The organism is Acinetobacter sp. WCHAc060006 (assembly GCF_004209135.1).
GTDB classification, from domain to species: Bacteria; Pseudomonadota; Gammaproteobacteria; order Pseudomonadales; family Moraxellaceae; genus Acinetobacter; species Acinetobacter cumulans.
This window is the reverse complement of record NZ_SGSS01000006.1, coordinates 51,321-64,450: the sequence shown is the minus strand read 5'-3', so window position 1 is coordinate 64,450 and position 13,130 is coordinate 51,321. Positions and strand designations below refer to the sequence as shown.

The 13,130-nt window shown below is 41.9% G+C and carries 13 protein-coding genes; 7 read left to right on the top strand and 6 right to left on the bottom strand.

Annotated features, from left to right (window positions below; genetic code table 11):
* The first annotated feature begins 109 nt into the window (after positions 1 to 109).
* From EXE29_RS05325 to EXE29_RS05300, 6 genes are all read left to right on the top strand, one after another.
* Complete coding sequence (locus EXE29_RS05325) at positions 110 to 649, top strand: DUF924 family protein (protein ID WP_120364105.1); 540 nt, start codon at positions 110 to 112, stop codon at positions 647 to 649.
* A 48-nt stretch (positions 650 to 697) separates the two neighbouring features.
* Positions 698 to 1,261: a CC0125/CC1285 family lipoprotein gene (locus tag EXE29_RS05320; RefSeq protein WP_106984162.1), complete on the top strand. Its 564-nt coding sequence runs from the start codon at positions 698 to 700 to the stop codon at positions 1,259 to 1,261.
* A 21-nt stretch (positions 1,262 to 1,282) separates the two neighbouring features.
* On the top strand, positions 1,283 to 2,587 hold the full coding sequence (locus tag EXE29_RS05315) for a DUF445 domain-containing protein (RefSeq protein WP_117006556.1): 1,305 nt from the start codon (positions 1,283 to 1,285) through the stop codon (positions 2,585 to 2,587).
* 165 nt (positions 2,588 to 2,752) lie between these two features.
* Positions 2,753 to 3,346 (top strand): YfjT/YkfB family phage-associated protein, encoded by a 594-nt coding sequence (locus EXE29_RS05310; RefSeq protein ID WP_120364106.1) that lies wholly within the window; start codon positions 2,753 to 2,755, stop codon positions 3,344 to 3,346.
* Positions 3,347 to 3,567: 221 nt separating this feature from the next.
* Positions 3,568 to 5,358, top strand: a complete 1,791-nt coding sequence (gene argS / locus EXE29_RS05305) for an arginine--tRNA ligase (RefSeq protein ID WP_120364139.1) — start codon at positions 3,568 to 3,570, stop codon at positions 5,356 to 5,358.
* A gap of 251 nt (positions 5,359 to 5,609) precedes the next feature.
* A complete protein-coding gene (locus EXE29_RS05300; RefSeq protein WP_117006554.1) occupies positions 5,610 to 6,209 on the top strand; it encodes an SPOR domain-containing protein in 600 nt (199 codons plus the stop codon).
* Between the two features lie 129 nt (positions 6,210 to 6,338).
* On the opposite strand, the gene asd is transcribed toward EXE29_RS05300, so the two are convergent.
* From asd to EXE29_RS05275, 5 genes are all read right to left on the bottom strand, one after another.
* Positions 6,339 to 7,190, bottom strand: a complete 852-nt coding sequence (gene asd, locus EXE29_RS05295) for an archaetidylserine decarboxylase (protein ID WP_120364107.1) — start codon at positions 7,188 to 7,190, stop codon at positions 6,339 to 6,341.
* Positions 7,187 to 8,029: a sulfurtransferase gene (locus tag EXE29_RS05290; protein ID WP_120364108.1), complete on the bottom strand. Its 843-nt coding sequence runs from the start codon at positions 8,027 to 8,029 to the stop codon at positions 7,187 to 7,189. The genes asd and EXE29_RS05290 overlap by 4 nt, the downstream gene beginning before the upstream one ends.
* Positions 8,030 to 8,194: 165 nt before the next feature.
* Positions 8,195 to 9,400, bottom strand: coding sequence for a nicotinate phosphoribosyltransferase (pncB, locus tag EXE29_RS05285; RefSeq protein WP_106984156.1), 1,206 nt, complete (start codon positions 9,398 to 9,400; stop codon positions 8,195 to 8,197).
* A gap of 103 nt (positions 9,401 to 9,503) precedes the next feature.
* The gene (locus EXE29_RS05280) at positions 9,504 to 10,034 is read right to left on the bottom strand and encodes an ankyrin repeat domain-containing protein (RefSeq protein ID WP_120364109.1); all 531 of its coding nucleotides are present in this window, start codon (positions 10,032 to 10,034) and stop codon (positions 9,504 to 9,506) included.
* Between the two features lie 210 nt (positions 10,035 to 10,244).
* Positions 10,245 to 11,762, bottom strand: a complete 1,518-nt coding sequence (locus EXE29_RS05275) for a catalase (protein WP_120364110.1) — start codon at positions 11,760 to 11,762, stop codon at positions 10,245 to 10,247.
* Positions 11,763 to 11,991: 229 nt separating this feature from the next.
* On the opposite strand from EXE29_RS05275, the gene dtd reads away from it, so the two are divergent.
* Entirely contained in the window at positions 11,992 to 12,432 is a 441-nt protein-coding gene (gene dtd / locus EXE29_RS05270; protein ID WP_106984153.1) for a D-aminoacyl-tRNA deacylase, read from the top strand.
* 90 nt (positions 12,433 to 12,522) lie between these two features.
* Here the strand turns inward: dtd and EXE29_RS05265 are convergent, their stop codons facing one another.
* Complete coding sequence (locus EXE29_RS05265) at positions 12,523 to 13,002, bottom strand: SCP-2 sterol transfer family protein (RefSeq protein ID WP_120364111.1); 480 nt, start codon at positions 13,000 to 13,002, stop codon at positions 12,523 to 12,525.
* Between the last annotated feature and the right edge of the window lie 128 nt (positions 13,003 to 13,130).

Genomic DNA, 13,130 nt, shown 5'->3' with positions numbered 1-13,130 from the left:
GCAAAGCTAGACTTTATTTTTGATTGTTTTTTTATCACAAAGTTGCACTATAAGACATTTGAGATTTGTGATTTTATTAACAAACAAATACGAAAGCTGATTAAAACTGATGAATTATCAAGATATTTTAGATTTTTGGTTTAGTGCAGAGACCCAACCGCATTGGTTTGCAAAAAGCGATGAGTTTGATGCCATTATTGAAAAAAACTTTAAAAATGTTCATCTTCAAGCCACGCAGTCCGAACTTTGGACATGGCGCCAGCATGCCTCTGGCCGTTTGGCTGAAATTATCGTCTTAGATCAATTTTCTCGTAATTTATATCGTCAGTCTGCACAAGCTTTTGCTCACGATGCAATGGCCTTGAGTTTGGCACAAGAAGCCGTGCAACAGGGCTTAGACCAACAGTTACCCACTGAACAACGCGCATTTTTGTATTTACCGTATATGCACAGCGAATCTAAATTGATTCAAGCACAATCCCTTGCCTTATTTGAGCACTTGGCCAATCCCATCAATTTAGATTTTGCCCAACAGCATAAAGTGATTATTGATCGTTTTGGACGTTATCCACACCGGAATAGCGTATTGAATCGTCCTTCAACGGCAACCGAAATTGAGTTTTTAAGCCAACCTCATTCAAGTTTTTAACCGTCCTCCTCGAAGGCCATTTTTTATTTTTCATTTAGGCTCCCCAACATGAAAACATGGTATTTATCACTTGCACTGGCCACAGCCTTGAGTCTATCAGGCTGTGCAACCACCCCATCAAAACCCTTAAGCTTTGCAGAATTGGGACAGTTTAGTGCCACGCCACTGAATGCTCAGACCTATCGTATTAGCTTTCAAGCAACACCCAATATGAGCTATGGCACAGCTGAAGAAATTACCTTGGTGAAAGCCGCTCAAGCCACCTTACAAAATGGCTTTCAATTATTTAAAGTCAGTGATGACCCAAGTAACCGCAGTCAACAGCCTCCTCGAAAAGCAGTGGTGTACGCGAGTCCAATGTACCCTCCATCGGGTTTTTACCGCCGCCATCCTGCTTTTTGGCCCGACCCATTTTATGATATGCCTCAAGTGGTTAGCTTAGACCCAGTACAAGTGAGCTACACCATTGAATGCTTTAAAAATAATAAAGCGGCACCACACGATGCCTTTGATGCCAGCTTAATCTTACAATCGTTGGGTGCAAAATATGGTTTAAGTGCGACAGGTGAACCTTTAGTGCCACCGGCAGCCACACCACCCCAGCCAAAATAATTACGGAGCCTAGACCGCCCTATGTCTGAAGCGACTCAAGCCTCACCCAATTTGCAACGCAGTAAACGATTCGCGGGCATTGCCTTAGTTGTTGCCGTGCTAATTTGGTTGGCTTTAATGATTAGCGCCAAATTACTGCCCGATTATGTTTGGCTCATTCATATTTTAATGCTTTCGGCAGAAGCAGGCGTGGTGGGTGGTCTGGCAGACTGGTATGCTATTACAGTGTTGTTTCGTAATCCTTTTGGCAAAATGCCAATTCCTAAATTTTTACGCGACCACACTGAAATTATTCCACGCAATAAAGCCCGTATTGCAGAATCTATGGGACGCTTTGTACAAGAAAATTTTCTCTCCCCGCAAATTGTGCAACGTAGCCTCGCCAATACAGATTTATCCTTAGCCATGGGCAAATGGTTGGCCAATCCTGAAAATAATCAAAAAGTCACCGAGCTCATTCAACAAACCGTACCTAAATTTTTTGACTTTGTTGGGCAAGATCAAATTGGCCGTTTTATTCAAAACAACAGTGTGCAATGGGTTAAAAACACCCAAATTAACCACTTAGCCAGTGAAATGCTTCGCGCGGTCTTAGACAACGATTTTCACCAAGATGTATTACAACGAGGCTTAGATTTAGCCCATGAATGGATGCTACAGCACCCTGAACAAGCACGGGATTTAAGTCGTCAGTTATTTAAAGAGTTAGGCGTTTGGAAACTGGCCAAAGGTGCCAGCTGGATTGGTATTGATGTGCAACAACGTACCATTGATTCCTTACTCGAAAAAGTCGAATCTATGCTGGCAGATCCAGAACATCCATGGCGACAAAAAATAGAAGACAGTGCCCAAAGCCTCATGCTGGCCTTAGCCAATAATCAAAGCAGTGCGAGCCTACGCCTCAACCAAACCAAAGATGCACTTTTAGACAGTCCACAAGTGCTGAACTTCTTGAGCGGTGCTGTGGTGATTTTATGCGATGCAATTAAAGCTGATTTGCAAAAAACAGATTCAGGTATTGCACAAAATTTACGTGTGGCAATTCAGCAAGTCGGAGAAAATATGATCTCTAATATTGCCGTGCGCCAATTGTTAAATGACAAAATGAGTGACATTGCAGTCGACCTTTCCGACCAATACAGCGAAAAAGTGATTCTGTTTATTAGCGCCCGCATTCATGAGTGGGATTCACGTGAAATGATCGACAAAATTGAAAATGAAGTCGGTGGCGACCTGCACATGATTCGTGTCAATGGTGTGGTAGTGGGTGCATTTATTGGCTTGATTTTAGGGATTATCCGCGCAGTGGTGGAATACCTGCTCTAAGCATACAATGGCCATCATGATGCCTGCGCATGATGGCTCCATGTATCAGAGATGCAACGCCAAATGTACGATCCATCACATAAAACCGACGGCGCATAGATTGACAAAGTAATGGAGCACGCTAAGCTAAGCGAACAATTTTAAACCGTAACACCATAATCAAAAATGATAAAAAAAACACAATCTATCTGCCTTATTTTTGGCTTGAGCCTTGTTGCCCTTTCGGGTTGTCAAATGATTTCCAAAACCAGTACTAAAGTCACCGACAGCGTGATGGGCATGTTAGGTCAAGAAAAAAGTCCAGAACTCGATGCACAAAGCATTTTAGACTTGGCCAAAGCATCGCAAGAAAAACTCGAACACCTACTGGCCAATATGCCTAAAAATGAATGGGTATATTTAGAAAACCCGCAATTGGGCACGGCAGAACTGCAAAACAAAGCCACAAATAACCACGTCTTATCCTTGGCGCTCAACTGTAAAATTGAGACTCAACGCCCAAGCTTTAGCCTGAGCAATGCAAATGGTCAAATCATTCTTAAAGCCTATGATGACAGTGCTGGGCAAATTCAATTTTTGCTCGACAATAAAAACTTCGGCAACCCTTTCCAAACCTATCAAAGCAAGCAGCTCGAGAGCTTTAAAACAGCACTCAAACAGGCCAAAGTGATTAAGATTTTTAATGCTTCAAAGCTATATAGTTTCCAAAATACACATGCCGAATTACTGAAAAAACCAGTGAATTGTAAAACATCTTAAGCCCCGAGCATGGCTGAGCACAGCACAAGCTCAGCCTTTTCAAACACGCTGATCACTGGCAAATATCACGGCGCCCTCAGGCAGGTGCAACCATTTCACATGCCGATGACCCTGAGCTTATTTCATCGAATATTATTTATTCACTACAAATGGGTTCACCTAAAGACAGCGAAATTTGCTATATTTATTGTTTTTCTGCGACATTTAATTTTCGACTGAATATGAATACGGCAATCCAAGCAGCTCTCGAACATGCAGTACACGCCCTTCAAGCTGAAGGCGTACTCCCAACTGACTTTAATAACAATGGCAATCTCACGCGTACTAAAGACCGAAGCCATGGTGACTTCGCTTCGAACATCGCAATGATTGCTTCTAAAGCTGCTGGTATGAAGCCACGTGATTTAGCCGAAAAAATTCTTGCCGCCCTGCCTGAAGTTGCAGATATCAGCAAAGCAGAAATCGCAGGCCCTGGTTTTATTAACTTCTTCTTAAATGCAGACCAGCGTTTTGCCGTACTGGATCAAATTCAAGCACAACAAAATGAATTTGGCCGTACCCAAGCCAATGCAGCAAAAAAAATTCAAGTAGAATTTGTTTCTGCTAACCCAACATCTAGCCTACACGTGGGTCATGGTCGTGGTGCAGCTTATGGTATGACCGTTGCAAATCTTCTTGAAGCAACAGGCGCAACCGTTGACCGTGAATACTATGTGAATGATGCTGGCCGTCAAATGGACATCCTGGCAACCTCTACTTACCTGCGCTACTTAGAGCTTACAGGTCAAACTTTGGTATTCCCTAAAAATGCATATCAAGGTGATTACGTTAAAGAAATCGCTCAAAGCATTATTGATCAAGACGGCGAAGCTTATGTACGCCCAGTCGCAGATGTCTACAAAGACGTGCCTGAAGATGTTCAATTCGCTGCCGAACTTGATGCTGATGGCAATAAAGTTGTACTTTCAGGCGACAAAGAAAAACACATTGATGGCTTAATTTTTAATTCGCAAACTTTGCTTGGCGAAGGTTACCGTGTATTCCTTCAAGCGGCCTTAAAAGCGATTCTTGACGATATTAAAGATGACCTTGGCGAGTTTGGTGTTCACTTTAACCAATGGTTTAGCGAAGAAACACTGACAGATAAAATTACCGAAGCACTTCAAGTGCTGGACCAACGTGGTTTCCTTTACGAAAAAGAAGGTAACATTTGGTTCAAATCAACCGCATTTGGTGATGAAAAAGACCGCGTAGTGAAACGCCGCAATGGTCAAACGACTTATTTCGCATCAGATATCGCCTATCACTTAAACAAATTACAACGTGGCTATACAGACATCATCGATATTTGGGGTTCAGATCACCACGGTTATATCGCACGTGTGAAAGCGGCCATTGATGCAATGGGCTATGACTCTAAAAAGTTAACCGTGCTTCTTGTTCAGTTCGTCAGCTTATGGCGTGGTGGCGAGATGGTACAAATGTCATCTCGTTCAGGCCAATTCGTGACGTTACGTGACCTTCGTAAGGAAGTTGGTAATGACGCTGCACGTTTCTACTACGTAATGCGCAAGTCTGAGCAACACATTGACTTCGACTTAGATTTAGCGGTTTCACAAAGCAAAGACAATGCTGTGTATTACATTCAATATGCACACGCGCGTATCTGCCGTATGTTAGAAAAAGCTCAATCTATGCAAGTGAACTTCGATGCAAGCGTTGCACGTGGTTTAGCAAGCAAACTTGAATTAGAAACTGAAACTGAAATTCTTGCAAAACTTGCAGCTTACCCAGAGATTTTAGTTCGTGCTGCCAATGCATACGAACCACATCAAATTGGTAACTACTTAAAAGAATTGGCTGCTTTATTCCACGGTTGGTACAACGAAAATAAAGTCCTTGGTGATGATGCTGAATTGACCCAAGCACGTTTATTACTGTCTGTGAATGTACGTCAAGTCCTTCGCAATGGTCTTGAGTTACTCGGTGTATCGGCACCAGAAAGCATGTAAGCAAAACTCGGGTAATTTACCATTGGCAGATCAGTCTTACATTTTCTGAGCTGACCAAACCTAAAAAGCCAGATGCATCATGCGTCTGGCTTTTTTACCATAAGCCTTATATTTTTAAATTTGTCATTTGCTTAATTTGTGAAAATTAAACAAAATACAGATGACAGTAATGTAATATATAATAATCAAGAACAATATTTTGGGACTCTCCCAAAGTGCTTCGTCACAATTAAAATGAATGAGGTTTCCTCGTGTTTGGAAAAACGCAACGTGGTGTATCAGAGCGACCGAATAAACCTAAAAAACCACTGATTCCAGCATGGCTGGGAACCTTAGTGGCGATTTTGATCGTGTTAAGCTTTGTGGTTGCATTGATGCTTTGGAAACCTTGGCAACCGGTTAAACCACGTGCGCAAGCCACTGCAGAACAAACCCAAGAAGAAACCAACAAAGACTATCGTTTTTACGACCTATTACCTCAGCAACAAGTTACTCCTATTCCTGAGCAAGCGATTCCTGAAAGCAAGAATCAAGGCACTGTGGTGATTGTAGAAGCACCTGAGCAAAAAGCGGAACAAGCCAACCCAGAACCTGGCCTTGTAGAAAGTCCAGCAGCAGCGGCACCAAATTACATTCTACAAGTGCGTAGTTATGATGACCCAGATCAAGCCGATGCACGTCGTGCAGAAATTATTCTGAATGGTTTATCTGCCGATGTTGTACAGACTACAGAAAATGGGAAAGTTTGGTACCGCGTAGTCTCTGGACCTTATGACTCACAAGATGCAGCCGTCATTGCACAGCAAACCTTACAACACAGTGGCATCGATTCAATTGTGGTAAAACGCTAATTTGAATTCAATAAAAAAGCACCTTAAGGTGCTTTTTTATTCCTCCCTTTAATAAAGGGAGGTTAGAAGAGATTCTTTTTTGAATAAATCAGCTTAGCTCAAAAGCTTTTCCTAAAAGGAGAGAATTCCTTAAATGGTATGCCCTAAAGCTTCACCCATGACCACTGCTGAATTTGCGGAAAATGCGGCATCCCATGCCATTTTATCTTGTTCAAATAAAACCACCGCAGTTGAGCCCAAATAGAAACGCCCGAGCTCAGCTCCTTTTTCAAGTTTTAAATCGTGCTGGTTTAATTCAATACGGCCCGTTGGTTTTACTTTACCAGTCGCAACGGTTTCGATCCCCGCCACAATCATCGCACCTACCAGCACCACTGCCATACGGCCTAATTCCGTATCAAACAAACACACCATACGTTCATTACGTGCAAACAAACCAGGAATATTCTCTGCTGTGGTTTGGTTCACAGAAAATAATTCACCTGGCACATACAATGTTTCAGTTAATGTACCGGCAAATGGCATGTGCACACGGTGATAATCTTTCGGTGACAGGTAGACTGTAGCAAATTGACCATTTTTAAATGGCTCTGCCAATTGTGGATCGGCAATCAAATTTTCAACGGTAAATTTTTGGCCTTTGGCTTGAAAAATATCACCATTTTCAATTTTACCCAATTGTGAAATCGCACCATCCGCAGGTGAAACAATGCTACTTGCATCCTGATCAATTTCACGTACACCATCTTTTAAAGAACGGGTAAAAAATTCATTAAATGATTTAAATTTCAAAGCATTGCTTTGCTCTGCAATCGACATATCAATGCCATATTGTGCCTTGAACGCTGTAATCACCGCATTTTTAATGATTGGATTTTCGCTGGCTGCAACTTTACCCACCACACGTGACAAACGATGTTGTGGCACCACACGCTGAGCTTGAATGAAAATTTGTTGTTTTAAACGCGATGTAATGCTCAAGATGGCAACTCCCCTGTAGCGATTGGACTATCGAGGCGGTTGCCCCACTCACTCCACGCCCCGTCATACGCTCGAATATTCCAACCCAATAACCGCCCTAAAATATAGGCCAATCCTGAGCGATGATGTGACTGGCAATACACCACCACTGGTTCATTTAATTGAAAACCGAGTTGTTCTAAACGCTGCTGGGTGCGCGATAAAGGATGCAATTTTAAATGATTTTTACGGTTAAGGGCAGTACTCCACTCGAAATGGCGTGCGCTTGGAATATGCCCGCCACGTCTAGCCGCTAAGCGCAGTCCGGTATATTCATCTTCTGTACGGCAGTCCCAAACTTGAATTGATTGATTTTCAACACTTTGTTTTAATTCTGCATAATCAATTTGTACATCTTTTTGGGCATTTGACTGAATCGTCACAAATTGCTCAACGGGCTCAAATTGTGGTACTTCTGCGCTCGTTGGTAAGCCTGCACCCAACCATGCATGGATGCCACCGTTCAAAAGGCTGGTATTTTCAAACCCAATACAGTGTAAGTTCCAAATCAACCGTCCTGCCCATGCGCCACCTTCATCATCGTATGCCACAACATGATGCTCTGGGGAAATATTTAAGAACTCAATCAGCGCTTGCAAACCTTCTGCTTCAGGCAATAGCCCCATGGCTTGTTCTTCTTGGCGCACTAAAAGTTTCGGTTTCAGGTGAATGGCATGAGGAATATGCAGTTGCTCATACACCGATGTTCGGCTCAAATCGACAATTCTGAGTTTGTCATTGCCCAAATGTGGGACCAAATCTTCTGCTTCTATCAGCAGGCCAAAATCCAAAGTGCTCATTTTTTCGTAGCTATTATGGGTCAAATTTAACTGATCTTAGCACAGCTTATTTTCAAAAATATGCTGTTTTTAAAAGACCCTTAGCAAAATTTTAGATAAACCCTTGGTAAAAATTCACATCCAAAAAAAACCGTCTTGGGTTGCAAGACGGTTTTTACATTGTGCTTAAGCACTTTCAGGGATTTCAAACACCTGACGTAAATATGCCAAGAAGGTGTCGTTATCCGTCATGGTTTTACCCGGACTGTCTGAAATTTTTGCGACTGATTGACCATTACACTCCACCAATTTCAACACAATATTTAACGGCGTTTGCCCCATATCATTGGTTAAATTGGTGCCAATCCCAAAGCTCACTTGAAAGCGGTCTTTAAAGTAATTGTGTAAGCTCCACGCTTTTTCTAAATCTAAGCCATCACTAAATGTCAGCATTTTAGTTTTGCTGTCAATTTTCAACTTTTTATAGTGTGCATAGGCTTTATCACCCCATTCATAGGGGTCACCACTGTCATGGCGTAAACCATCAAACAATTTGGCAAAGTATAGATCGAAGTCTTTTAGAAATGCGTCCATACCCACCACATCGGTCAAAGCAATGCCCAAATCACCTCGGTATTCTTGTACCCAAGTTTCAAGTGCAGACTTTTGGAAATTACGCAGACGAACATCTAAAGCTTGGAAAGCTTGTAAAAACTCATGTGCCATGGTGCCAATCGGAGTGAGCCCCAATTCTTTGGCAATCAGCACATTACTTGTACCACGGAAAATTTCAGGAGCCGCTTGATTAAACGCTTGAATGACATGCTTTTGCCATGCAAAGCTATAACGGCGACGCGTACCAAAATCAGACACCAAGAATGGTGGCTCATCTGAACCTTGTACTTCAGTATAATGCTTCAGAAGCTCAACTTTTGCGTCTAAACGGCGCTGCCCTTCGAGTAATACTTCGTCAGAACGAATGCGACGGAAATACAATTCATTGACCAATGCGAGTACAAAAATCTCAAACATCATAGCCTGAACCATAGGGCCTTCTACCCAAATGTCCAAACGGCCTTCGCTATCAATCCCAGCCTTAATAAAACGGCGTTTAAGCTGAAATAACTCGAGATAATCTACAAAGTCACTTTTTAGAAAACGTAGGCTGCGTAAATACAGCAACTCATCTTCTTTAAACTGAAGCGTACACAGATGGTCCAGCTGTTCATTGAGGTCATCTAAAATGTCTACGAGCGGATAAACCGTGTCTTGCAAATTACGGCAACGGAAATGATAAACGCTGTGCGTCTGAGGAAATTTATGTAACACCACCTGTAACATGGTGAATTTATATAAATCTGTATCAAGCAAGGATTGTATGATTGGAGCCATATCGGATTTAAATTCGCTGTACTTCTTGCATTAAAGCACACTTTCAAATGCGATATTGCTAGTTTTATACACAGCCAATGAAATAGCTCAGTTACAGACCTGCTTATTTCTGAGCAAGGACTGCTGATTTTTCTTGTGCTTGAATGATTTTTTGCAACTGTTTTTCTTGCCCAATAACTTTGGCAAATTCAGCTGTGGTTTTTTGACCTGTCTGCTTGGCATTTGCATCACAATCGACCTGACGCAATTGTTTTGCAATGGAAAATTCCATTTTAAACAAAGCACCCATTAATGCTGTATTACCTTTATTGTCACGCGCACAGCGGTCAGCACCATGGTTTAGCATTGTCGTTACGATGTCTTGATGACCATAATAAGTCGCCATCATCAACGGGGTAAAGCCTGAGGCATTACGCACGTCTACTGGAAATCCATGTTTTAAAAACTCGTTGATCACCTCTTGATTACCCGTTTTGGCCGCGGCAAAAAACAGATCGATCAATTCTTGTTGTGAGTTCATCTGAACATTGGCAGCAGTTTTAGCGGGGGAGATTTCTTCCGCGATTGCCACGTTTGCGAATGCGGCACCAAACGCGAGAAGACTGGCTAAAAGTGTACGTTGCATAATGCTCATGATGAACTCCAACAAAAATCGAATGTGTTCACGTTTCTAAAAACGTTGAAAATGAAATGTGAAGCAAAAAAAGAGTGCCTGTAAAACTCCCCTAGGGTTGCAGGAAAGGGTTTGAGTTTTACAGGACTTTTCGGTGGTGACTTTCGTCTTTACCCTAGTCACCGATCTGATTGACGCATCGAAATACGTCTTTCATCTATAAGCGATTGCTTAGTCTTTTAACTGCGCAGCTTTTGCTTTAACAGTTGCAATGTTGCCATTAACCGCTTTAGTCATACGTGTACCGTAGTCCGCATCTGCTTTGTAGAAGTAAGACAACATGATGTGCTTAGTTTCTGAATCTTTCACGTTGCCAAGATCCGCAGCCAAGTTCATGATTAAATCGTCTTTTTCTTTCGCAGTGTATGAACGGTAAAGCTCACCCGCTTGCTTGAAGTTTTGCTCTTTGGTACCCACTTGTTGAACAGTACCAGTTAAAGGCGTTTGAACTGCACGTGCTTTCGCAGTTGCTGGTTTTGGTTCAATACGGCTTGGTTCATAGTTCACGTTAGATGAAGTACCGCCAACGTTCATGTAGCCATCTTGGTTGTTGTTGTTTACATTCACAACTGGACGGTTTACAGGAATTTGCTGGTGGTTCGCACCTAAACGGTACATTTGAGTATCTGAGTAAGAGAAGATACGACCTTGTAATAGACGGTCTTCAGATGGCTCGATACCTGGTACGAGGTTACCTGGAGCCAATGCAACTTGTTCTGTTTCTTGGAAGAAGTTCTTCGGCATACGGTTCAGCGTTAAAGTACCGACTTTAGTTTCTGGAACGAGGTTCGTCGGCCAGATTTTAGTTGGATCTAGTGGATCGAACTCGAAGCTGTTTAGGTCTTTAGGATCCATAACTTGGATGTAAAGATCCCATTTAGGGAAGTTACCTGCGTTGATGTTCTTGTAAAGATCGTTCGTTAAGTGGTTGAAGTCTTTACCTTGTAACTCACTCGCTTCTTTAACGTTAAGACCCTTCACGCCTTGTTTAGAACGGAAGTTGAATTTCACGTATTTGTATTCGCCTTTATCGTTATAAAGTTTGAATGCATGTACGCCAAAACCGTCTTGTTCGCGGTAGCTCGTCGGAACACCTTCTTTACCATATACATGAGTGATCATGTTGGTTGCCCAAGGCTGGCTAGACAAGAAGTCAAATACGCGGTTTGCGTCTTGCATGTTGTCAATTGGGCTTGGCTTCATTGCGTGAATGAAGTCAGGGAATTTGATTGCATCACGGATGAAGAATACTGGAGATTGGTTACCCACTAAATCCCAGTTACCTTCTTGCGTGTAGAACTTGATCGCGAAACCGTGCGGGTCACGTAAAGTTTCTGGAGAACCTTTACCGTGAATTACAGTAGAGAAGCGTAAGAATACTGGAGTTTTAGTACCCGCTTTGAATAATGAAGCAATTGTTAGATCAGATAAATCTTTAGTTGCAACAAACTCACCATAAGCACCTGTACCACGTGCATGCACTACACGCTCAGGAATACGCTCACGACCAAAACGTTGTAATTTTTGAACCAATTGTACGTCTTGAAGTAGAACTGAACCATTTGGACCCGCAGTAATCGAGTTTTGGTTATCGCCTACTGGTGCACCATTGTCTTTTGTTAATGGCGCTGCTTGAGTCGCCGCTGTTGCAGTTGCTAACATAGCAACCAGTAAAGAACGCTTAAACATCGTCTTCATCTCACTAAAATTAATACCTTTCCTGCACGAGAGAAGATACCTATTTTCTTTAAATTGCTAAAACAGATTATTTTTATAATTTCAATCGATTTGTTAGATTTATTATTTTTTATCTAATATTTTTCAACAACTTAATGCTTTAAATTTAATCAAAAACTCCATTTTAAATGCATTTTTGCTACAATTTGTTCTGATTTGATTTGATGGAAAATAGTCCCAAATGCGCGCCTTATTACAACGTGTTCTAGAAGCTAAAGTAGTCGTGGATGGCGAAACTACAGGTGAAATTCAGCACGGCATTTTAGTTTTTTTAGGCATTGGCAAAGAGGATGATTTGGTCAAAGGCAAAAAGCTGATTGATAAGATCTTGAAATATCGTTTTTTTGATGATGAACAAGGCAAAATGGGCTGGAATATCAGCCAAGCAGGTGGTGGCTTACTCTTGGTCTCGCAATTCACCTTAATGGCTCAAACGCAAAAAGGCTTACGCCCAGACTTTGGCCCTGCCATGCCACCAAGCGAAGCCAAAGCGCTGTACGAAGAACTTGTAAACTATGCAAAGTCGCAGTTTGAAAATGTGCAAACAGGGATTTTTGGCGCCGACATGAAAGTGCATTTGGTCAATGACGGACCAGTGACGTTTAACTTAGAAATCGAATAAATCCTGAACGATAAAAAAGCCCTCCAAAGAGGGCTTTTTAAATCCTCCCCTAGCCCCTCCTTTAAAAAAGGAGGGGAAAAGGAGTACATCTTACTTACCTGTTTTTTCTTTAATAAATGCACGTGCAATTTTGAATTTTTCTTTCACTGGTTTTGGTAGCTTCGGTGGAATCAACTTCGCCACTTGGTTAAACCAAACCAAAAGCCCAAAGTCACCTTCCATTTTAATACTGCCATTTTGCATGCCCGTCATAAATGCAGTCGGGTCACCTTTCATCAAGGTTTTTACACCTTGTTCGCTGTCTGCAAATTGCAAAATAAAATCTGCTTTTTCTGCATTACCTGCAACGGTATCAATGTGGCCATTATTTACAATAATTTGACGTGCTACACCTAAGTCTGTACCAATTTGGATACGAAATTGACGCTCATGAACCAACTCAATAAATTTAGGGCTGGTACGCGCAAGTTGTTTCATACGCAATGCTAAACCAGCAACCAGTAAATCCAGCGGATCCGTGCTGACATCAACCAGTGGTAATTTTACGACAGGAATTGATGATAATTTCATGACTTTAAGCCTATTGTAATTGTTGGAAAATTAACTGCCTCATCCTAACATAACTTCGTTTTTTAAAAGCATGCCTTTACAGTTTAAATTTGTGCTCGACATAAAAAAGGCATGTATGAAACATGCCT